24 protein-coding genes are annotated in these 20957 nt (G+C 68.7%); 6 read left to right on the top strand and 18 right to left on the bottom strand.

The features are described from left to right. Positions 1 to 13: 13 nt before the first annotated feature. The 5 genes from OR37_RS09565 to ychF all read right to left on the bottom strand — a co-directional run bounded on the left by OR37_RS09565 (position 14) and on the right by ychF (position 3831). Positions 14 to 736, bottom strand: a complete 723-nt coding sequence (locus OR37_RS09565) for a hypothetical protein (protein ID WP_004618705.1) — start codon at positions 734 to 736, stop codon at positions 14 to 16. A 68-nt stretch (positions 737 to 804) separates the two neighbouring features. Continuing rightward, positions 805 to 1482, bottom strand: coding sequence for a dienelactone hydrolase family protein (locus OR37_RS09560; RefSeq protein ID WP_004618703.1), 678 nt, complete (start codon positions 1480 to 1482; stop codon positions 805 to 807). Between the two features lie 2 nt (positions 1483 to 1484). Next, positions 1485 to 2165 (bottom strand): dienelactone hydrolase family protein, encoded by a 681-nt coding sequence (locus OR37_RS09555; RefSeq protein WP_004618701.1) that lies wholly within the window; start codon positions 2163 to 2165, stop codon positions 1485 to 1487. Between the two features lie 52 nt (positions 2166 to 2217). After that, a complete protein-coding gene (locus tag OR37_RS09550) occupies positions 2218 to 2655 on the bottom strand; it encodes a L,D-transpeptidase family protein (protein ID WP_268743948.1) in 438 nt (145 codons plus the stop codon). A 75-nt stretch (positions 2656 to 2730) separates the two neighbouring features. Beyond that, positions 2731 to 3831: a redox-regulated ATPase YchF gene (gene ychF / locus OR37_RS09545; protein ID WP_004618696.1), complete on the bottom strand. Its 1101-nt coding sequence runs from the start codon at positions 3829 to 3831 to the stop codon at positions 2731 to 2733. 121 nt (positions 3832 to 3952) lie between these two features. Here ychF and OR37_RS09540 point away from each other — a divergent pair, with 121 nt between their 5' ends. Further along, positions 3953 to 4783 carry a pirin family protein gene (locus tag OR37_RS09540; protein WP_004618694.1) on the top strand — a complete coding sequence of 277 codons (831 nt, stop codon included), beginning with the start codon at positions 3953 to 3955 and terminating at the stop codon, positions 4781 to 4783. Between the two features lie 130 nt (positions 4784 to 4913). On the opposite strand, the gene OR37_RS09535 is transcribed toward OR37_RS09540, so the two are convergent. The 10 genes from OR37_RS09535 to lgt form a co-directional block, all read right to left on the bottom strand. After that, positions 4914 to 5816 (bottom strand): hypothetical protein, encoded by a 903-nt coding sequence (locus OR37_RS09535; RefSeq protein WP_004618692.1) that lies wholly within the window; start codon positions 5814 to 5816, stop codon positions 4914 to 4916. A gap of 269 nt (positions 5817 to 6085) precedes the next feature. Continuing rightward, positions 6086 to 7339 (bottom strand): M24 family metallopeptidase, encoded by a 1254-nt coding sequence (locus OR37_RS09530; protein WP_004618691.1) that lies wholly within the window; start codon positions 7337 to 7339, stop codon positions 6086 to 6088. Between the two features lie 26 nt (positions 7340 to 7365). Next, a complete protein-coding gene (locus tag OR37_RS09525) occupies positions 7366 to 8115 on the bottom strand; it encodes a tetratricopeptide repeat protein (protein ID WP_004618689.1) in 750 nt (249 codons plus the stop codon). 52 nt (positions 8116 to 8167) lie between these two features. After that, the gene (pth, locus tag OR37_RS09520) at positions 8168 to 8788 is read right to left on the bottom strand and encodes an aminoacyl-tRNA hydrolase (RefSeq protein ID WP_004618687.1); all 621 of its coding nucleotides are present in this window, start codon (positions 8786 to 8788) and stop codon (positions 8168 to 8170) included. A gap of 88 nt (positions 8789 to 8876) precedes the next feature. Further along, positions 8877 to 9476, bottom strand: a complete 600-nt coding sequence (locus OR37_RS09515) for a 50S ribosomal protein L25/general stress protein Ctc (protein ID WP_004618685.1) — start codon at positions 9474 to 9476, stop codon at positions 8877 to 8879. Between the two features lie 156 nt (positions 9477 to 9632). Next, positions 9633 to 10700 (bottom strand): hypothetical protein, encoded by a 1068-nt coding sequence (locus tag OR37_RS09510; RefSeq protein ID WP_004618682.1) that lies wholly within the window; start codon positions 10698 to 10700, stop codon positions 9633 to 9635. A gap of 132 nt (positions 10701 to 10832) precedes the next feature. Further along, positions 10833 to 11771: a ribose-phosphate pyrophosphokinase gene (locus OR37_RS09505; RefSeq protein ID WP_004618681.1), complete on the bottom strand. Its 939-nt coding sequence runs from the start codon at positions 11769 to 11771 to the stop codon at positions 10833 to 10835. A 118-nt stretch (positions 11772 to 11889) separates the two neighbouring features. Then, positions 11890 to 12678: a peptidoglycan editing factor PgeF gene (gene pgeF / locus OR37_RS09500; protein ID WP_004618679.1), complete on the bottom strand. Its 789-nt coding sequence runs from the start codon at positions 12676 to 12678 to the stop codon at positions 11890 to 11892. Beyond that, positions 12675 to 13868, bottom strand: coding sequence for a class I SAM-dependent methyltransferase (locus OR37_RS09495; RefSeq protein ID WP_004618677.1), 1194 nt, complete (start codon positions 13866 to 13868; stop codon positions 12675 to 12677). Before OR37_RS09495 ends, pgeF begins: the two co-directional genes overlap by 4 nt. Next, positions 13855 to 14772 carry a prolipoprotein diacylglyceryl transferase gene (gene lgt / locus OR37_RS09490; RefSeq protein WP_004618675.1) on the bottom strand — a complete coding sequence of 306 codons (918 nt, stop codon included), beginning with the start codon at positions 14770 to 14772 and terminating at the stop codon, positions 13855 to 13857. Before lgt ends, OR37_RS09495 begins: the two co-directional genes overlap by 14 nt. Positions 14773 to 14882: 110 nt before the next feature. Between lgt and OR37_RS09485 the strand changes: the two genes are divergently transcribed. The 4 genes from OR37_RS09485 (at position 14883) to OR37_RS09470 (ending at position 17342) form a co-directional block, all read left to right on the top strand. After that, a complete protein-coding gene (locus OR37_RS09485; RefSeq protein ID WP_004618673.1) occupies positions 14883 to 15140 on the top strand; it encodes an accessory factor UbiK family protein in 258 nt (85 codons plus the stop codon). Between the two features lie 132 nt (positions 15141 to 15272). Then, positions 15273 to 15779 (top strand): YbjN domain-containing protein, encoded by a 507-nt coding sequence (locus tag OR37_RS09480; RefSeq protein WP_004618671.1) that lies wholly within the window; start codon positions 15273 to 15275, stop codon positions 15777 to 15779. Positions 15780 to 15964: 185 nt separating this feature from the next. Next, the gene (proC, locus tag OR37_RS09475) at positions 15965 to 16747 is read left to right on the top strand and encodes a pyrroline-5-carboxylate reductase (RefSeq protein WP_004618668.1); all 783 of its coding nucleotides are present in this window, start codon (positions 15965 to 15967) and stop codon (positions 16745 to 16747) included. Positions 16748 to 16787: 40 nt separating this feature from the next. Next, complete coding sequence (locus OR37_RS09470) at positions 16788 to 17342, top strand: hypothetical protein (protein ID WP_004618666.1); 555 nt, start codon at positions 16788 to 16790, stop codon at positions 17340 to 17342. A 34-nt stretch (positions 17343 to 17376) separates the two neighbouring features. On the opposite strand, the gene OR37_RS09465 is transcribed toward OR37_RS09470, so the two are convergent. Genes OR37_RS09465 through OR37_RS09455 form a run of 3 tightly spaced genes read right to left on the bottom strand, consistent with a single transcriptional unit; the run spans position 17377 to position 19922 of the window. Further along, positions 17377 to 18717 carry an ATP-binding protein gene (locus OR37_RS09465; RefSeq protein ID WP_004618664.1) on the bottom strand — a complete coding sequence of 447 codons (1341 nt, stop codon included), beginning with the start codon at positions 18715 to 18717 and terminating at the stop codon, positions 17377 to 17379. A 3-nt stretch (positions 18718 to 18720) separates the two neighbouring features. Next, positions 18721 to 19425: a response regulator gene (locus OR37_RS09460; protein WP_004618662.1), complete on the bottom strand. Its 705-nt coding sequence runs from the start codon at positions 19423 to 19425 to the stop codon at positions 18721 to 18723. Beyond that, positions 19422 to 19922 carry a MarR family winged helix-turn-helix transcriptional regulator gene (locus OR37_RS09455; RefSeq protein WP_004618661.1) on the bottom strand — a complete coding sequence of 167 codons (501 nt, stop codon included), beginning with the start codon at positions 19920 to 19922 and terminating at the stop codon, positions 19422 to 19424. Before OR37_RS09455 ends, OR37_RS09460 begins: the two co-directional genes overlap by 4 nt. Positions 19923 to 20002: 80 nt before the next feature. Here OR37_RS09455 and OR37_RS09450 point away from each other — a divergent pair, with 80 nt between their 5' ends. Beyond that, positions 20003 to 20893 (top strand): branched-chain amino acid aminotransferase, encoded by an 891-nt coding sequence (locus OR37_RS09450; RefSeq protein ID WP_004618659.1) that lies wholly within the window; start codon positions 20003 to 20005, stop codon positions 20891 to 20893. Positions 20894 to 20957: the final 64 nt, after the last annotated feature.

Here is a 20957-nt window from a genome sequence, read left to right as displayed (position 1 = left end):
CGTCGCGCCTTGCTCAGCCGGCTTTATTCTTGCCGCCGGCTGGCAGCTTGCACGGCGCGCCGAGCTTAGCCGCGTCGGCGCAGGTGATCGAAGAGAAGGAGGCCTTTGAGCCCGGCGCGGGTTGATCGACAACGTAGCCTTGGCCGTTCCGACAGGCCAATTCATAGCGCGTGATCGCGGGCTGCCCCCCCGATCCGAGGAAGGCCGCATCCGCCAGGTCACAGCCCGAGGCAACGCGCTTGGCCAAAGGCTTCAGGCCGACGATGGGGTCGCTGTTGGCGGGCATCAGGCATTCGAGCCCGCGCGGCCATTTGCGGCCGGCGGCGGCGGCCGAGTCTTGCCAGGCCAGGCAGTCGGCCACCTGAGTGCCACCATCGTCGCGATGCAGGATGATCCAACCAATCGAGTCCTTGCAGACGAGCTCGTAGCTGGGATCCTTGGTCGGACGGTCCGATAGCAGGCCGGCGTCAATGACATCGCAGGGAATCTGCAATTGTTCCGCCAGCTTACGCGCGGTGCTGACCTGAAGCGGCAGCGCCGAGCGCCGCTCCTCACGGAACGTCGATGTCGCCTTCTTCTGTACGTCGAAGCTCGAGGTGGCGAAGCGCTTGGGCAGCGGTTGCGGCGGAAGGTTCGGAAACGGCGCTGGGGCGCCCACTTGCGCGAGAGCCGAGGTCCCCGAAGCGACGACGATCAGCGCCGCGACAAAGCCCGACCGAAGTGAACGCCTAAACATTGTCACCCCTCCATCCATAAACCCAGAGTAGGGTTCAATCGAAGCGTCACAAAGTCAAGCGCCGCGGGTCAGTTCTCCGCCTTCCCACCCCCCGCGCGCTGGAAGAGCTGGAGCGTCCGCAGCAGGGCCAGGCGCGCGCTGTCGGGGTGGTGGCCGCTGGGCGCGACGAAGGCGTGGCCGGCCTCGTACAGATAGATCGGCAGGTCCGGATGGGCGTCGCGGATGGCGTCGACGTCGGCCATCGGGATCAGGCTGTCGGTCTTGCCGAAGTGCAGGATCGTCGCTGTCTTGGGCGTCTCGTCGCGATAGGCCGCGATGTCGCCGCCATAGAAGGCCGAGACCGCCGTCACGCCGTCGCAGCGGCATGCCGCCAGCCACGCCGTCGTGCCGCCATAGCAGAACCCCATGACGAACACCGGGCCGTCCAGGGCGTCGATCGCCGCCTGGACGCGGGGCAGGGTGGTCGCGCCCCAGCCGGTCAGCTTGCCCAGCGCCATGCGGTCGTCGAGGATCGCCGGCGTCAGGTCCTCGACCGGGAAATCCGCGTCGGCGGCGTCCATCAGGCTGGGGGCGATGACCTCATAGCCCTGCTCGGCCAGGCTGTCGCTGAGCTGGCGGATATGCGGCGTGACCCCCCAGATGGCGTGCAGCATGACGATCCCGCCGCGCCGGGCCTCTAGCGGCGGCGCGTGGTAGGCCGCGAACGGCCCGCCGTCGCGGCAGGCCAGAGCGATGCGCGCTCCCATGCTCAGGCGGCCCCGTGGGCTTCGAAGAAGGCCAGGGTGCGCGCGCGGGCCAGCTCGGCGTCGGCGAGATCGCTGTCCGGACGGCCGTCGTTGTTGAAGCCGTGGCCGCTGTTTTCGTAGATGTGGACCGGGACGTCGGGGTGGGCGGCCTCGACCTTGGCCTTCACCTCATCGGCGGGGATGTGGGCGTCCTTGCGGCCCAGGTGGACCAGGACCGGCGCGGCCAGCGTCGCCTCGGCGTTGGCGGCGATCATGCTGCCGTAATAGGCCGAGCCGGCGGCCAGGCCCTGCAGCCGGCTGGCCGCCAGCCAGACCAGCGAGCCGCCCAGGCAGTAGCCGACCGCGAACACCGGCCCGCGCTCGGTCAGGGCGTCGATACAGGCCTGGATGTCCGACAGCATCTTCTCGACGCCGATCGACTGCACGTGACCGATGCCGACGGGGAAGGCGGCCGGTTCGTGCTCGGCGACATAGCCGCGCTCGGCCCGGTCGAAGATCGACGGGGCCAACACCTCGAAGCCCCGCGCCGACCAGCGCTCGACATCGGCGAGCACGTATTGGTCCAGGCCGAAGATCTCCTGGATCACCACGACCCCGCCCTTGCGCGCGCCTTGGGCCTGGGCGTGGACGGCGGTGAACTCGAAGCCGTCGACGGCCGAGGCGAGGGTGATGGTCTCAGGCATGAAGCAACTCCCGAAAATGCGTCTGCATCCAAGAGGCGCGCTGGACCATTGGTCAAGCGATGATCCTCACGGCCGCCCCGTCTGGAACCAGCCGCCAGATCTCGTCGATCTCGGAATCGGTGACGGCGATGCAGCCATCGGTCCAGTCACGGCCCTTGAAAAGCGCCGGCACGACGCCAGCCCCATTGGGCAGTCCATGGATCATGATGTCGCCGCCGGGCGAGACGCCGCGCGCGTGGGCGTCGGCGAGCTGGGCCGACGTCGGATAGCCGATGCGTAGAGCGCGATGGAAGCGGCTCCGGGAATTGCGGCCGGTGATGGGGTACTCGCCCTCGGGCGTCAGGCGATCGCCTTCGCGGGTCTTGGGGCCGAGGCCGCCGGCGCCCAACGACACCCTGTAGGTCCGCACCGCCCGGTCGCCGACGTAGAGCGTCATGCGATGGGCGGCCTTTTCGACCAAAACGTGATCGACCGCCCCATCTGCGACCACAGGCGGAAGCGCGGCCCGCGGCGAGCCGCAGGCCGTCAGCAGCAGCGCCCCGACTAGAACGAGGCGCCGCACGTCCTAGACGTTGAACCGGAAGTGCATCACATCGCCGTCCTTGACGATGTATTCCTTGCCTTCCGAGCGCATCTTGCCGGCTTCCTTGGCGCCGACTTCGCCGTTCAGGGCGATGTAGTCGTCGAAGGCGATCGTCTCGGCCCGGATGAAGCCCTTCTCGAAGTCGGTGTGGATCACGCCGGCCGCCTGCGGGCCGGTGGCCCCCACGGGGATGGTCCAGGCGCGGGCTTCCTTGGGCCCGACCGTGAAATAGGTCTGCAGGCCCAGGAGCTTGTAGGCCTCGCGGATCAGGCGGTTCAGGCCGGGCTCTTCCAGGCCCAGGGTTTCCAGGAACTCGGCGCGCTCGGCCTCGTCCAGCAGGGCGATCTCGCTTTCGATCTGGGCCGAGATGATCACGCTCTTGGCGTTGTCGCGGGCGGCGCGCTCGGCGACCAAGTCCGAATACTTGTTGCCCTTGTCGGCGCTGGCTTCCTCGACATTGCAGACATAGAGGGCCGGCAGCGAGGTCAGGAGCTGCAGCATGGCCCAGGCCTTGGCGTCTTCCTTGTCGACCTTGGCGGCGCGGGCCGGACGCCCCTCGCGCAGCTGCTCCAGCGCCAGGTTGATCAGGCGCAGGGTCTGGACCATGTCCTTGTCGCCGCCGCTCTTGGCGCGCTTCTCGACGTTGGGCAGGCGCTTTTCCAGGCTTTCCAGGTCGGCCAGCATCAGCTCCATCTCGATGATCTCGAGATCGGCGATCGGGTCGATGCGCCCCTCGACGTGGGTGATGTCGCTGTCCTCGAAGCAGCGGGCCACGAAGGCCACGGCGTCGCAGTCGCGGATATTGGCCAGGAACTGGTTGCCCAGGCCCTCGCCCTTGGACGCGCCGCGCACCAGGCCGGCGACGTCGACGAAGTTGATCCGGGCCGGGATGATTTCCTTGGAGCCGGCGACCTTGGCCAGGGCGTTCAGGCGCGGCTCGGGCACCGCCACGTCGCCGGTGTTGGGCTCGATCGTGCAGAACGGATAGTTGGCGGCCTGGGCCGACGCCGTCTGGGTCAGGGCGTTGAACAGGGTGGACTTGCCGACGTTGGGCAGGCCGACGATGGCGACTTTCAGGGCCATGGAACTCTCGTGAATTTCGTTGGGCGCGCGCTTAGCACGGATGGCCGCGAAAGGCGAACGCGCCGGCCCCTTGCATCAATTGCAACCAGACCTGATATCAAAGGCCCAAAGGAGTTCTCCCATGCGCGTTCGACCCGTCCTGAAGATCGTCAAGGGCCTGCCCGCCTCGGACGGCGACGGCGTGCGCCTGACCCGGATGCTGGGCACGCCGGAAGCCCAGATGTTCGACCCGTTCCTGATGCTGGACTGTTTCGACAACGACCAGGCCAGCGACTACATGGGCGGCTTCCCCGACCACCCGCATCGCGGCTTCGAGACCGTGACCTACATGCTGGAAGGCCGGATGCGTCACAAGGACAACACCGGCCGCGAGGGCGTGATCGGTCCGGGCGGCATCCAGTGGATGCGGGCCGGCAAGGGCATCGTCCACTCCGAAATGCCCGAGCAGGCCGAGGGCCGGATGCGCGGCTTCCAGCTGTGGGTGAACCTGCCGGCCAAGCTGAAGATGAGCGCGCCCGGCTATCAGGAGTTCGAGGCCGACAGCATTCCGGTCGAGGCCCGCGACGGCGGCGTCTCGGTCAAGGTGATCTCCGGCGCGACCGATGCTGGAACCGCCGGCCCGATCGGCGGCGGCGCGGTCGACGCGCTCTATTTCGACGTCGTCCTGCCGGCCGGGACCGTGTTCGAGGAGTCGGTCGGCGACGACCGCAACGCCATGCTGGCGGTCTATGAAGGCCAGGTCCGGGTGGCCCACGATACGGTGAACGCGCTGTCGGGCGTGTTCCTGGGAACCGGCGACGCCATCCGCGTCGAGGCCGTCACCGACGCCCGCGTCCTGCTGCTGGCCGGCCGCCCGATCAATGAGCCGGTCTTCTGGCACGGCCCGTTCGTGATGAACTCCCGCGAGGAGATCGTCCAGGCGTTCGAGGACTTCCAGCGGGGACGGTTTTAGGGGGCGCGCTGTCTTGGGCGACCTTTTTCGCCTGTCGGTTGGCGGATCGCCGTAAAGGGAAGTGACGATAGTCCGACTTGGGTGATTGTCGGACGAAGCGGCCACTGGCGCTAACAAACGCACCAGCCCATCAGGGCCATCGCAATGCCTTCGCCGGAGTTTCAAGGGGCCGAAAGCTCAGATCGTTTAGATCTGCGATCAGGCTTGGCTCGCTGGGCGCGTCATTGGCCAGTTGAGATATTTTGAGCCGGCTCAAGCATCCTTCACGCGCGAGTATGATATCCCCTTTGAGGTCGATATCCGCCCAATCTACCCGCCCCAGCTGGGCCTTGATCACGCCGTCCGCGCCTCGCACGGAAGCGGTTTCAACGTACAGCCTGCCATTCGACTCATTAGCGGCGTGCATCTCGACGACGAGCGTCCATCCCGCGCGCAGAGCCTTGGTTTGAACTATGGGCGGATCGAAGACGTAGCCATAGCGCGCGGTGCGTGGCAGCTTTTTCCGTTCGCCTAATGTGATATCCCATCCCTCTCGCTGCAGGCGCATGAGCGATAATCTCAGCTCGTCGAGATAGGGATGAAGTCTCGAAACCCGCAGTTTCGAAGACACCGAGCCAGCGCTCCTGTCCTTGTCGGCGACTTCCCAGGACAGCAGGTTCAGTTGGAGCGATCGCCAATCTTTTCCAAAGAGGCCGCCGCCCCACATGCCGGCTTCGGTCCAAAGGGCCAGCGCGGTCAGGTACGGCGGTCGCGACACGGCGACCCAACTCGTAAGTTCGCTTCCGCCCTTTGCAGCGGCGTACACGAGTAGTTCTCCATCCGGCGACAAGTCGGCGCGGCGTTCATAGATTCGGCCTTTAAGCCATTGCCCCGGGACGAGCGTGTCGGTCCTCAGGTCCCAAGTGAGAACGAGAGTGCGCTTCGTCGGCCCTCGTCGAAACACGACGGCGCGACCCGCTTTGCGCGCTATCAGCACGTAAAGTCGCGCCGAGTTAGCTCGCATCGTGGGCCAGAGAGCGGGTTTGTCGTTCATGGCCGCAGACTACCAGAGGACGAACTCGCCGCCATCGGGACGGATGTCGCCATGCCGACGGGGAGCGAGTCGTTCAGGGGCCTCTCCCGAGATTGGCGCGGGGCTCGAGGAGAGCAGGATGGGGGTGACGCGGCGTTGGAAGCCGTGCGCGGCCCCGAACTCAGCGGATCACCCCCATCCCCAACCCTTCCCCCATCAAGGGGGAAGGGGGGCTGAACGAGGCCCAACCTCGCGATGTCGGCCTGGTCGAGACGCCGCGCGCCGGCCCGTCACCCCATCGGCTTGTCCAGCGACTTCGGCGGCTCGCTGAACCACTTGGGGCCTTGCGGGGTCAGGTGGATGCAGTCCTCCAGCCGCACGCCGAATTCGTCCGGGATGTAGATACCGGGCTCGTCCGAGAAGCACATGCCGGGCGCCAGCCGGGTCGTCTCGGACATCACGAAGTTCACCGGCTCGTGGCCGTCCATGCCGATGCCGTGGCCGGTGCGGTGCGACAGGCCGGGGAGCTTGTAGCGCGGACCCCAGCCCAGGCTCTCGTAATAGGCGCGGACGGCGCGGTCGACCGAGCCGGCCTCGGCGCCGATCTGGGCGGCCTCGAACGCCACCTGCTGGCCGCGCGCGACGTCGTTCCAGACCTTGCGCTGGCGGGCGGTCGGCTCGCCGAATACGAAGGTGCGCGAGATGTCCGACTCGTAGCCGCCGACATTGCAGCCGCAGTCCATCAGCACCACCTGGCCTTCGCCCACGATCTGGGGCTGGCGCGAGCCGTGCGGATAGGCGCTGGCCTCGCCGATCAGGATCAGGTTGAAGCTGACCCGCGCGCCCTGGGCCACGGTGAAGTCGCTCATCAGGGCGGCGATGTCCTTGGGGCCCATGCCCGCCCGGACGTTGGCGTGGGTGTGGCGCAGGGCCGCCACCGTGATGTCGGCGGCGACCTGCATCAGGGCGATCTCGGCCGGCGTCTTGATCATCCGGCAGCCCCGGAACACCGCCGCCCCCGACGCCACCTTGGCCGAGGGCAGCGCCTGGGTCAGGCCCTCGACGATGAAGTCGCGGGTCGTCTCCTCGACGCCGATCGTTCCCGAGGCCAGCTTGCGGTCGGCCAGCAGGCCGGCGGCGATGGCGTAGGCGTTCTCGTCCTCTTCCCAGGGGCGGACCTCGGCGGGGACCGACAGGCTCTGGCGGATCGAGGGCTCCTCGAACTTCGGCATGACCATGCCGACCTGGCCCTCGCGCGGGATGATCGCCAGCACCGGCCGCTCGCTGCGGCTCCATTGCGCGCCGGTGAAATAGTCCATCGACGAGCCGGCCTCGGTGACGATGGCCGAGAGGCCGAGCTTCACCATCAGGGCCTGGGCGCGCTCCAGCCGGGCCTGGCGCTCGGCCGGACCGATCAGGGCCACGCCGTCGGTCATCTTCCGGGGGGCGTCGGGCCTGGCCCAGGCGGGGACGGCGGCGGCCAGGGCGCCGGCGCCCAGGCTGGCCAGGAGCTCGCGCCGGCGAAGCGGGTGAAGAGCGGTCATGTCGGTCCCCTCTGGATCGGTCGGGCTCAGCCCACGGCCTGGGCGGCGAAGTCGCGCCAGCTCTTGGCTTCCTTGCGGAAGTGGCTGTGGGTCTTGGCCAGGCGCTTGTCGATCTCGGCCAACTGCGCGCGGGCCTCGTCCTTGCGGCCGGTCTGAGCCAGGAACACCGCGTAGCGGGCGATGCCCTCGAAGCCGGGATAGTGGTCGGCGGCCCAGCGCAGGGCGGTGTCGGCCTGCTCCTCGCGGCCCAGGGCGTGATAGACGCGGCCGAGGGCCAGCATGGTGTGGGGCGTGCGCCCGGCGTTGGGCTGCTCGCCCAGCTTTTCCAGCAGGGGCAGGGCCTCAGCGGGGCGGGAGAGCTCGATCAGGGCGTTGGCGCGGCCCAGCAGCAGCTGAGCGTCGTCGGCGTACATGCCCGTCAGGCTGTCGGCGTAGAGGCGCTCGGCCTCGGCGTGCTTGCCAAGCTCGGTGGCCGCCACCGCCAGGCGGACGCGGTTGGCCACGGTCGGGGCGTCGTCGACGGCCTGGGCGGCCTCGCGGTATTCACGCTGCGGGTCCAGCGCCTTGCGCGCGGCCTGGCCGACCTTGCGCGCGGTCTTGCCGCCCCAGATCTCCGGGCCGATCACGGCCACGAAATAGACGATCCCGCCGATCGGCTGGAAGGCCAGGATGATCCACAGCCAGTACATCTGCTGGCCCGTGCGGACCACATGGACGCACAGGGCGATGGCGATCAGGAACGACAGGCCCAGAAGCGGTAGCGGAAGCGAGAACATGTCGGAACCCTAGACTGTGGCCTCCGGTCTTTCCCTTGCCCGCCGTCCGGCGTCAATCGTCCGCCTTGCCGGGCTTGCGAGGATCGGCCTTCGGCGCGGGCGCCAGGCGCATGACCTCGGCCTGGTAGCGATCGTCGTCGCCGGCGGCGGCGAAGGGCAGGGCGTCGGCGATGGCGTCCAGCATCGGGTCCAGCCACTGGTGCTCGACCTTGTGGAAGTCGCCCAGCACATAGTGCATCACCGCGTCCTTGTGGCCGGGGTGGCCCACGCCGATGCGGCCTCGGCGGAAGGCGTCGCCGACTTGGCTGGTCACCGAGCGGATGCCGTTGTTGCCGGCCGCCCCGCCGCCCGCCTTCATCCGGAAGCGCCCAGGCGCCATGTCGATCTCGTCATGGAAGACGATGACGTCGGCGGGGGTCAGCTTGAAGAACTTCATGGCCTCGCCCACGGCGCGGCCGCTTTCGTTGTAATAGGTCTTGGGCTTGAGCAGCAGCAGCTTGACCGGCCCGTCGGGCGTCGTGACCTGCCCCTCGCAGGCCAGGCCCTGGAAGCGGGCGCGCCACGGGGCGGTCCCCCACTTTCGCGCCAGCGCGTCGACGGCCATGAAGCCGACGTTGTGGCGGTTCTTCTCGTACTTGGGCTCGGGATTGCCCAGGCCGGCGAGGATCAGCATCGCGAGGGTCTCAAGGGGGACAAACGAAAACGGGCGGACCCGAAGGCCCGCCCGTCTCTAAAACAGGTCGATCCGAAGACCGAGCGGATTAGCCTTCGACGGTGGTGTCGCCGGCGTCCGACTGGGCGGCCGACGAGGCCTTCAGGGTCGCGATCACGAAGTCGCGGTCCACGGCCGGCTTCACGCCTTCCGGCAGCTTCACTTCCGAGATGCGGATGGTGTCGCCGATGTCGTGCGAGGCCAGGTCGATGACCAGCTCTTCGGGGATCTTGTCGGCCGGGCAGGCCAGTTCGACGGTGTGACGGATCACTTCCAGCGAGCCGCCCTTCTTCATGCCGACCGAGATGTCCTGGTTCTTGAAGTGAACCGGCACTTCGATCTTGATCAGCTGGTGCTCGTCGACGCGGTACAGGTCGAAGTGGATCGGCTCGTCGGTGACCGGGTGGAACTGGATTGCCTTGGCGATGACCGACTGCTTCTCGTCGCCGTGTTGCAGGGTGACCAGGTGGCCCAGCAGCTTGCCGGTGTACAGCGACTTGCGGAATTCGTTGGCGCGCACGGCGATGTTCACCGGGGCCTTGCCGCCGCCGTACAGGACGCCGGGGACCTTGCCTTCGCGGCGGGTGGCGCGCGCGTTGCCGGTGCCGGCGCCGTCGCGGACTTCAACGTTCAGAATGATCTCGGCCATGAGGCTGTCTTTCTCGAGAGCCGGATGCTCTCGTCTGTGACCTGACGCCTATGGCCGTATCGCCACGCTCGCCCGGTCGTTTTGGGGTCGCGCTACATACACAAAAGGTCCGGGCGACGCAATCGCCCGGCCCCTTCGCGCGTATCGGGAGGAAAATCAGCTCTTCTTGGCGGCCGGCTTCTTGGCCGAACCCTTCTTGGCCGCGACCTTCTTCTTGGTCGAGACCGGCTCGGGCTTGGGCGGCGGCGGGGGCTCGGGCGGCAGGCTGGCGCCGGCGGCCTTGACCATGCAGGCGCCGGTATCCATCAGGATGTGCTGGCCCAGGCAGAAGATGTCCTCGTAGTGCGGCTTGGCCACCGCCAGGCACTGGTAGAGGTTCAGCTTGGCCATGGACAGGCAGTTGGACGTCCCCGGATCGTTGCTGAGCGCGTCGATCGAGGTCAGGTTGTCGTCGCCGGCCGCGCCGAGGGCCGCCAGGGCCGCGACGGCCAGGCCGCGGATCACCACAGGCTGGTAGGGGGCGGGCGCCGTGCGCGGGGTCAGGCCCAGTGACTGGCCGCCGGTCGAGGCGCTTTGCAGCACCGCCACGTCGGCGCTCTCGGCCAGGGCCGGCGTGTTCGACAGCGTCTTGGCCGAGGCCAAGCGGCCGTCGCGGTCGACGACGAAGCTCTTGGACCAGCTGGCCTTCTGGACGTCATAGGCCGACTGCTTCACGGCCTTGCCGGCCATGTAGACCTTCAGGCCGTCATTGCCGATCGTGTCGATGATCAGGCCCGCGGCGCTGTCCGAACCCTTGAACACCGTGGCGTAGGAGGGGTTGGAGAAGATGTTGGCGATCATCTGCTGGCGCTGGGCCGCGTTGGCCGCGACCTCGCGCACGGACGACACGAAGGTCGGGTCCTGCAGCGCCAGCACGGCGGCGTAGGCCACCGCGCCGTTCAGGAACGACTTGGGCTCGTAGGCCGCGCCGACCTTCAGCGACGCCTGGATCTGGTCGCCGTTCTGGAAGGTCGACGACACCGCGGCGGCGCGCGTCATATAGCCCCGGAACGCGCTGGCGCGCTCGACCAGGCTGGTCGACAGGGTGATCGGCGGCGGGGGCGGCGGGGCCTGCACGACGGGCGGCGGCGCGGGCGGCGGCGGGGAGCTACAGGCCGCGACCAACGCGGCGAGCGCCACGGCGGTCGTCGTCAGGACGATCCGTGTACGCGAGAAGGAACGCATGGTGGTGAATTTCCCATCAAGACTTCGGCGGCGCGCATAGCAGCCCGGGCGGACGACAATGTGACTGTCGCCTCGTTAACCAAACTTTTACAAGCGTGGCCGTGGGAGGGGCGAGAGGCTCGCCCCTCCGGGTTAGTCGAACAGCTTCGACACCGATTCTTCGTTGGCGATCCGGCGGATGGCCTCGCCGATCAGCGGGGCGCACGAGACGTAGCGGATCTTCGGACAGGCCTTGGCCGGATCCGAGGCCTCGATCGAGTCGGTGACCACCAGCTCGGTCAGGACCGAATTGGCCACGCGGTCGACCGCCGCGCCCGACAGCACGCCGTGGGTGATGTAGGCGCTGACCGAGGTGGCGCCGTGGCTCATCAGGGCCTGGGCGGCGTTGCACAGGGTGCCGGCCGAGTCGGCGATGTCGTCGAACAGGATGCAGCGACGATCCTTGACGTCGCCGATGATGTTCATGACCTCAGACTGGCCCGGACCCGAGCGGCGCTTGTCGACGATGGCCAGATCGGCGTCGTCCAGCCGCTTGGCCAGGGCGCGCGCGCGAACCACGCCGCCGACGTCCGGCGACACGACCATCAGGTCGTCGCCCATCGGATAGTGCTTGCGGATGTCTTCGGCCATCAGCCGCGAGGGCAGGAGGTTGTCGGTCGGAATGTCGAAGAAGCCTTGGATCTGGCCGGCGTGCAGGTCCATGGTCAGGACGCGGTCGGCGCCCGAGCGGGTGATCAGGTTGGCGACCAGCTTGGCCGAGATCGGCGTGCGGCCGCCGGTCTTACGGTCCTGGCGGGCATAGCCGAAATAGGGCAGCACGGCGGTGATCCGCTTGCCCGACGCGCGCTTGAGGGCGTCGATGCAGATCAGGAGCTCCATCAGGTTGTCGTTGGCCGGATAGCTGGTCGACTGGATGACGAAGACGTCCTCGCCCCGCACGTTCTCGTCGATGGTGACGAACACCTCGAGGTCGGCGAACCGGCGCACCTGGGCGCGGGTCAGCGGCATGTCGAGATATTCCGCGATCGCCTGGGACAGAGGGCGGTTCGAGTTGCCGGACAGCAGCTTCATGGGGATCGCTCGGAATGTGGGGGCGGCCGATGCGGGGCCTTCTAGCAGCGATCGCCCCCGGGGCAAGCGTTAACATCCGCTTCCGTGTGCGGAGCTTTGCCGTCGTGGTTCGGGCGCCTCACGCCTCCAGCATGATCGCCGACAGCAGGCGGCCGTAATCGCCCTCGTTGTTCAGGAAGGCGCGGCGGTTGGAGAAGAACCAATCCTCCTCGGCGCGGGTGTCGCGGCCCACCCACTCGCGGCGCTCGACGCCGGCGGTCGCCAGGCGGTCCAGCACGAAGGCGGGCAGGTCGAAGAAGCGCTTGTCGTCGGAAACACCGGGGTTGAAGAACCGGCCCGAGCCCGGGCAGTCGGCTTCGAACCTCTGCAGGAACTCCAGTCCCACCTCGTAGGACTTCGGGCCGATGCAGGGGCCGACGACGCCGGTGATGCGATCCGGTCGCGCGCCCAGCGTCACCATGCGGTCGACGGCGGCCTGGACCACGCCGTCCAGCGCGCCCCGCCAGCCGGCGTGGGCGGCGGCCACGACCCGGGCCTCGGGATCGACCAGCAGGACCGGCGCGCAGTCGGCGGCCAGGGCGCCGCAGATCACGCCGGGCGTCTTGCTGACCACGGCGTCGCCCTCGGGACGGACATCGCCCCACGAGCCGTCGGCGGTGATCGCGATGGTCGAGTGGATCTGGTAGCAGGTGTTGAGGTCTTCCGGCGCGCCGCCGAACCAGCGCGCGGCGCGGGCGCGGTTCTCGACGACGTCGGCCGGGTCGTCCTTGCTGCCGCGCCCGACGTTCAGGCTGTCATAGATGCCCTTCGACACGCCGCCCTGGCGCGTGAAGAAGGCGTGCTTGACGCCGGGCAGGCTGGACAGCAGCGGCGACTGGACGGTCGGCAGGTCGGACTTGTGGATCATGTCGCGTCCTCGAAGAGGGGGGGCGAAAGGCCGGGCGCGGCGAGGCACGCGACCTTGAACAGGCTCCCCATCTGCGCCTCGCCGAGCAGGCGATCAAGCTGTCTTCCGATCTGGTCGGTCTTCTCGGGCTGTCGCGCCGCTAGGGCCTCGGCGCGGTCGAGGATTCCCAGCGCCAGCAGGAACTGGGCCTGGCTCAGGATCGGTCCGGCCTTGGCCCCGGTTTCCCGCGCGGCGGCGATGACCGAGGGAAAGTCGGCCCAGACGGTCAGGTCGGCCAGGCCCGCCGTCGTCAGCGGATCGACCTTCTGGTGGTCGCGCACGGCCTGCAGGGTGTCGCCGGCTTCCGGGGCGTCGCGGCCATAGTCGATCAGCAGCGCCGCGCCACCGTCGGCGACGAGGCGATGAGCGATGTCGGAGGCGAGGGCCGCCTGGGCGGGCGAGGATTCGACGACGGCGCCGATCGAAAAGCCCCCTTCCCCCTTGATGGGGGAAGGGTAGGGGATGGGGGTGATCTCGGCGTTGGCGGCTTGGCGACGGCGTTCATCATCAACCGCCGCGGTCACCCCCACCGCCGCAGTCACCCCCACCCCTGCCCCTCCCCCATCAAGGGGGAGGGATTTACCCAAACTTCTAAGCCCAAACGCCAGCTCTCCCTTGTCGCCCAGTCCGATCACCCGCTCGGCCCAGCCGTCTTTCGTTCGGACGAACTGCCGCGCCGGCAGGCAGTCCAGCAGCTCGTTGGCGACCAGGATCATCGGCGCGCCGGCCGGGACTTCGTCCAGCCGGTCGACCCAGCGGGGCGTGTCTCCCAGCCGGGCCTTCTGTTGGGCGCGCAGCGGCGCCGACACCTCGACCAGCCAAAGGTCGGACGCCGCGAGGAAGTCCGGCGCCACGCGCGCGGCGCGCAGCAGGTCGCTCATCAGCGCGCCGTCGCCGGGACCCATCTCGACCAGGCGGAACGGCGCGGGGCGACCCATGCGGATCCAGGTCTCGATCGCCCACAGGCCAATCAACTCGCCGAACATCTGGCTGACCAGCGGGGCGGTGATGAAGTCGCCTCCAGCGCCCAGTTCGGGGCGGGTCGCGTAGTAGCCGTCGCGCGGGTCGTGCAGGCAGCGGGTGAAGAACTCGGGGACGCCGATCGGCCCGTCCTGGGCGATCTGGGCCTTCAGGCGATCAAGCAGGCTCATGCGCCCCCGGATCGTCCTCGCCGACGGGCTGGATCGGCGCCTTCAGCGCCTTCCACAGCAGCCAGCCGCCCACCAGCAGCATCGGCGTCGACAGCATCATCCCCATCGTCAGGCCCAGCGGGAAGGCCGGCATGCCGATGTCCGGATTGCGCACGTTCTCCAGCGACAGGCGGAAAAGGCCATACGAGATCAGGAAGGCGGCGACGATCGCCCCGCGCCGCTGGAGCCACTTCAGGCGATAGACGCAGAAGGCCAGGATCAGGAACAGCGTCAGGCCTTCCAGACCCGCTTCGTACAGCTGGCTGGGGTGACGCGGATACGGACCCGCCGGACAGGTCCCGCGATTGGCGGCCTTGATCGTCTCGTTGCAGAAGATCATGCCCCAGGGGACGTCGGTCGTCCGGCCCCACAGCTCGCCGTTGATGAAGTTGGCGATACGGCCGAAGAAGATGCCGATCGGTACGACCGGGGCGACCAGATCGCCCAGCTTCAGCATGTCGATGCCGTTCTTGCGGGAGAACAGCACGATGGCGACGCAGACGCCCAGGAAGCCGCCGTGGAACGACATGCCGCCTTCCCAGATCTTGAAGACGTCCAGGGGGTGCGAGAACAGCCAGGCGCGCTGGTCGCCGTTCATCAGCATGTAGAACAGAATATAGCCCAGCCGCCCCCCGAGGATGATGCCCAGGGTGATCCACAGCACCAGATCGTCGATCTGGAGGGCGTTGGCGGTCGGCTGGCGGCCGCCCCAGACGCCTTCGGTGCGGGTCAGACGGATGGCGTAGCGCCAGCCCAGCAGAATGCCGGCCACATAGGCCAGGGCGTACCAGCGCAGGGCCAGCGGGCCCCATTGCAGCGCCAGGGGCCCGATGTGGACCACGGGGTCGATGTTCGGGAAGATCACGCTCGGGCTCCGTGCGGACAGATCGTCGCACCTCTATAGCCTTCGGGCTTCGCTTTCATCCCCCGTTTCCCATATAAGAAGGCGCGCCCCTCCTCGGGCATGGACCGGACATGCATAGCCAGAACCCCTTCCTCGACGAATTCGCCAAGCTGACCCAGGCGGCCATGGGCATCGCCCAAACGGCCGGAGAAGAGGCGAAAACCGCGATGCGGGCCCAGGCCGACCGCCTGGCGGCTGAGTTCGACCTGATCCGTCGCGACGATTTCGAAGCCCTCAAGGCCGAGGTCGCGGCGTTGCGCGAAGAGGTCACGGCGCTGAAGGCGGCCAAGAAGACGCCCGCCAAAAAAACCGCGAGTTCAGGCGAATAGGTGATTCGTCGCTCGCTCCGGACGTGAAGCGGGTTGAGACGAACGCAACGAAGCAGATTAGTGTCCCCTAGGACGTGAGCGATTCATGGCGGGGGCGACCCCCGCCGTCGCGGGCGGGGACGTAGGTTTTTCATGGACACCCAACCGGAAGACGACGACGTCCTGATGGCTCTCGACCCCCTAGAGGTGGTCGAACATGTGCTGTCGGCCGAAAATCTCACCTTTGATCGCACCGAGGACGGCGACCTGGCGTTCGCGCTCCGGGGCGACTGGAAGGACTACGAGCTGTGGTTCGCCTGGCGCCCCGAGGCCGACTGCCTGCAGCTGTGCCTGTCGCTGGATCTCCGCGCCCCGAAATCCAAGCGCGCCAACGCCTACGAGCTCCTGGCCCTGATCAACCAGCGCGTCTGGCTGGGCCATTTCGAGGTCTGGACCGAGGATGGCGAGGTGGTGTTCCGCCACGCCCTGGCCCTGCCGGCCGGCGAGCGCCCGACCATGGCCCAGGCCGCCTCGATGATCGACGCGGCGGTGGAAGCCGCCGACCGCTTCTTCCCGGCGTTCGAATTCCTGCTCCAGGGCGCCAAGACCCCGGACCAGGCCATGGCCGCCTGCATGTTCGAGACGGTGGGGCAGGCCTGATTTAAGCTGGACTTCCCTTCTCCCCTTGCGGGAGAAGGTCGCCTGCGAAGCAGGTCGGATGAGGGGTTTCTTCGCCTTCGACGCGCGATAGGCTTGATGGACGCCGCTGTGCGACCCCTCATCCGTCGCTTCGCGACACCTTCTCCCGCAAGGGGAGAAGGAGCGGGCTGCGAGAGGTAATCCTTATGACCCCCATTCTCCTTCTCGGCGCGGGCCGCATGGGCGGGGCCCTGGCCGAGGGCTGGCGCGACGCGGGGGCCTTCGCCGCCGCCGACCTGATCATCCGTGATCCCAATATCGACGCCGCCGCCTTCGAGGGCGCTCTGGTCAATCCGGCGCCGGAGGCTCTGGGCGCGGCCAAGACCGTGCTGCTGGCCGTGAAGCCGCAGATCTGGCGCGAGGCGGTCAAGGACGTCGTTCCCCATCTCGCCCCGGACGCCATCATCGTCTCGATCGCGGCCGGCGTCCGCGCGGCCGACATCGCCGAGGCCTTCGGCGGCCGGCGCGTGGCGCGGGTGATGCCGACGACGGCGGTGGCGATCGGCCAAGGCACGGCGTCGATCTTCGCCGACGACGCCGACGCGCGAGCGGCGGCTCACGCCCTGTTCGCGCCGGTGGCGACCGTGGTCGACCTGCCAAACGAGGACCTGATGCACGCGGCGACGGCCGTCTCGGGCTCGGCGCCGGCCTATCTCTACGCCTTCGTCGAGGCGCTGGAGGCCGCCGGCGCCGCCCAGGGCCTGGACGCGGCCGACAGCGCCAAGCTGGCGCGGGCGACCATCATCGGCGCGGCGGCCCTGATGGCGCGGGGCGGCGAGGAGCCGGCCGAGCTGCGCAAGCAGGTGACCTCGCCCGGCGGCACGACGGCGGCGGCGCTGTCGGTGCTGATGGGCGAGGGCGGGTTTGGCGACCTGCTGCCCAAGGCGCTGGAGGCCGCCGTGACCCGTTCGAAGGAACTGGGCGGCTGACTGTCTTGCTCTCGTCGCTTTCGGCGACCATGTGACTCTCATGACCGCCGCTTCGCCCCTCCGAGAGGATATTCTCGACCGCGCCGCCGCCGCCGCCCTGGCCCTGGCGGCCGACCGGCCCTGGCCGGCCATCGCCCTGCGCGACATCGCCGCCAAGGCCGAGGTTCCGTTCGCCGAGCTCTACGTCGCCGCCGATAGCAAGCGCGGCGTGCTGGCCCATCTGTCGGCTCGCTTCGACCGCGCGGCCCTCGGCGTCGACTATGCCGAAAGCGCGCCGGTCCACGATCGCCTGTTCGACGCGGCCATGGCGCGCCTCGAGGCGATGGAGCCGCACCGCGCGGCGCTGATCGCCATCGCCAAGGCCGACGGTCCGCTGCTGGCGGTGATCCGGTTTCCCAAGACCGCCCGCGCCATCCTCGAAGCCGCCGGCGTCGAGGCCACCGCCGCGCGCCTGGCGGCGATGACCGCTGTCTGGGCCCGCGCCGTCCAGGTCTGGCGCGACGATGAAGGCGCCCTCAACCGCACCATGGCCGAGCTCGACAAGCGCCTGAAGCAGATGGCCGAGCAGCTCGGCAAGATCGGCGCGGGGTTCTAGATCCTCCCCCGCGGCGCGGGGGAGGATCTACGGCTTATCCCGGCAGACGGATCGACGCCCTCAGACCGCCCAGCGCCGACCGCGCCAGCACCAGGTCGCCGCCCAGGCCGCGAGCCATGTCCCGCGCGATGGCCAGGCCCAGGCCCACGCCCTTCTCGTTCTGGTTCCGGCTCTCGTCGAGGCGCGAGAACGGCTTGAAGGCCTCCTCGTAGCGATCCTCGGGGATGCCCGGCCCGTCGTCGTCGACGGCGATCTCGACCCCGCCGGTCAGGCGCGGCGCGACGCTGACGCGAACATGGCGGGCGTGGGCCAGGCCGTTGTCGATCAGGTTGGCCAGCGCCCGGCGGAAGGCCAGCGGTCGCAGGCGCGCCTCCAGCCCCGGCGCGATCTGGGTCTCGATCGCCGCGCCGGCGCGCTCGGCCGAGGCCACGACCCCCTCGACCAGCTCGGCCAGATCGACGACCTGGGCGGCCTCGCCGCCCTCGCCGCGCGCGAAGGCCAGGTACTCGTCGATCATGTGCTCCATCTCGGCCAGATCGCCCTTCATGGCCTCGATCTGCTCGCTGGGCTCCGACAAGGCCATTTCCAGCTTCAGCCGGGTCAGCGGCGTGCGCAGATCGTGGCTGACGCTGGCCAGCAGGGCCGTGCGCTGCTCGATGTGGCGGACGATCCGGGCCTTCATCGCCAGGAAGGCCTGGGCGGCCTGGCGCACCTCGCGCGCGCCATGCGGCTTGAAGTCGTTGTCCTCGCCCCGGCCAAAGGCGTCGGCGGCGTCGGCCAGGCGCTCGATGGCGCGCACCTGGTTGCGGATGAACAGGATCGCCACCGCCGTCAGCAGCAGCGTCGCCACCACCATCCACAGGATGAAGATATGGCCCTGGGTCGCGTAGGCGCGATCACGCAGGGCGTAGATCTGCAAGACCCCGCCCTGAACCTGGACGCGGATGTCGATATAGGCCGTATAGCGGGTCGTATCGAACCAGAACGGGTTGTCGAGCCGGTCCTCCAGCGCGTGCTGCAGCGAGCGGTCCAGCGCCGCGAACAGCGACGGGCGGTGGCCGGTCGGCAGCTTGCGGCCCTTCTGGAAGGCGATCGACAGCGACATCGAGTCCTCGGCCCGCTTGGCCAGCTTCTCGACCGCGGCGGGGCTGGGATCGTCCTCGTAGGACTGCACCGCCCAGGCGATGTCGCCGGCCAGCCCCTCCGAAAGCTTGGACGTCACCGCCTGCCAGTGCGCGTCGAAGAACGCCCAGGTCACGGCGATCTGCATCACCGCCACGGGCAGGATGATGATCAGCAGGCTGCGTCCGAACAGCGAGGTCGGCAGCAGACGCTTGATGACGCGAGGGATGTAGAGCCTGGTGCGAAGGCGCATCCGTCAATCCGGCGCCAGCCTGTATCCCACCCCGCGCACGGTCTGCAGATAGCGGGGGTTCTTCGGGTCCGGCTCGATCTTGCGGCGCAGGCGCGTGACCTGCACGTCCACGGCCCGGCCGGTGGCGTCGGCGGTGTCGCGCGCCAGTTCCAGACGGTCGACGGGTTCGTGGGCGGCGCGGGCCAGGCGGCGCAGCAGCGTGACCTCGGCCTCGGTCAGGCGCACGGTCTCGCCGTCGCAGGTCAGTTCGCCGCGCTCGGGCTCGAACGCGCAGCGGCCCAGCGACAGCGCCGCCTTCGGCCCCGTCGGCCGGGCGGTCGAGCGGCGCAGGATCGCCTCGATGCGCAGCAGCAGCTCCTGGGGCTCGAACGGCTTGCCCAGATAGTCGTCGACGCCGCTGGACAGGCCCTCGATGCGGTCGGCGGTCTGGTCGCGCGCGGTCAGCATCAGGATCGGCGTGCGGCCGCTCTCGCCGCCCTTGGACCGAAGGCGCTTGGTGAAGGCGTAGCCGTCCTCGCCGGGCATCATCACGTCCAGGACCATCAGGTCGAAATCCAGGGCCTCGAACAGCCGGTCGGCCCCGGCCGCGTTCGAGGCGGCGGTGACGCGGAATCCGGCCCGGCCGAGGAATTCCTTGATCAGCTTGCGCAGGCGATCGTCGTCGTCGACGACCAGGATGTGGCGTTCGCGGCGCTCTTCGGGCGTCATGACACGGTCCGTCGCGCCGCCCCGACGCCCTGGCGGGGACCGGCCAGGGCCGCCAGGATCCGCCGCGCGCCGGCCACGCCGTCGAGGCCGCCGGTGCGATAGGCCCGGGCCAGCAGGGCGCGCAGACGCTCGGCGGTGCGCTGCTCGAACGCCATGCCCTCGGGCGTGAGGCTGGCCGGCCGCCGCCGGCCGTCCAGGTCGCCGGAGAGGCGTTCGACCAGGCCCGCCTTCTCCAGGTCGGCCAGGGTGCGGCTGGCGGCCTGCTTCGACAGGCTGGTCAGCCTGGACAGGTCCTGCACCCCGATGCCGGGCCGACGGCGCAGCAGGAACGTCGCTCGCCAGTGCGAGCGGCCCAGGCCTTCGCTCTCCAGCGCCGCGTCGACCGCCGCCCACAGCGAGGCCTCCGCCAGCAGGATCAGCTCCAGGCCGCCGTCGAGTTCCTCCTCGCGGAGGATCAGACGGGGGTCGTCCGAACCAGGCTGCAGCGGCGCTATCATCGCGAGGAGTCCATTTTATTTGACGCGTCCGCCCCCGGGGCGTCTAAGGGCCGGGTTCTCAATAAGGAGGTCTTGGGCCGATGTCTCTGGTTCCCTTCGACGATCGTGATGGATGGATCTGGCTGGACGGCCAGTTCGTTCCCTGGCGCGAGGCGAAGGTGCACGTACTCACGCACGGCCTTCACTACGCCTCCTCCGTGTTCGAGGGCGAGCGGATGTACGGCGGCGAGATTTTCAAGCTGACCGAGCATACCGAGCGCCTGTTCAAGTCGGCCGAGATCCTCGACTTCAAGATCCCGTACACGGTGGCCGAGATTGACGAGGCCTGCAAGGCGACCGCGGCCAAGAACGGCCTCACGGATTGCTACGTTCGTCCGATCGCCTGGCGCGGCAGCGAAATGATCGGCGTTTCGGCGCAGCAGACGAAGATCCACGTGGCCATCGCCGTCTGGGAGTGGCCGTCGTATTTCGACCCGGCGACCAAGGCCAAGGGCATCCGCCTCACCTGGGCCAAGTATCAGCGTCCGGACCCGAAGACCGCCCCGGTCGCCGCCAAGGCCGCCGGTCTCTACATGATCTGCACCATCTCCAAGCACGCCGCCGAGAAGGACGGCTATGCCGACGCGATGATGCTGGACTATCGCGGCTACGTGGCCGAGGCGACCGGCGCCAACGTGTTCTTCGTCAAGGACGGCGTGCTGCACACGCCCAAGCCCGACTGCTTCCTCGATGGCATCACCCGCCGCACGGTGATCGACATCGCCAAGGGCAAGGGGATCGCGGTGATCGAGCGCCATATCCAGAAGGAAGAGCTCTCGGGCTTCACCGAGTGCTTCATCGTCGGCACCGCCGCCGAGGTCACGCCGGTGTCGGAAGTGGGCGAGTTCACGTTCACCCCCGGCAAGCTGTCGCTGGACCTGATGGACACCTACGCGGCCCTGGTGCGCGGCCAGGCGATGGCCGAGGCGTAAGCACGGGCTTATGGGCGGGGGCGTAAGCCGCCCGCCCATGGTCGCGCCGCCCCGCCCGGCGCAT

It is taken from the genome of Caulobacter vibrioides OR37, assembly GCF_000372645.1.
Classification (GTDB): Bacteria; Pseudomonadota; Alphaproteobacteria; order Caulobacterales; family Caulobacteraceae; genus Caulobacter; species Caulobacter vibrioides_E.
The sequence above is the reverse complement of the archived record's forward strand: the minus strand, read 5'-3'. Positions and strand labels throughout refer to the sequence as shown.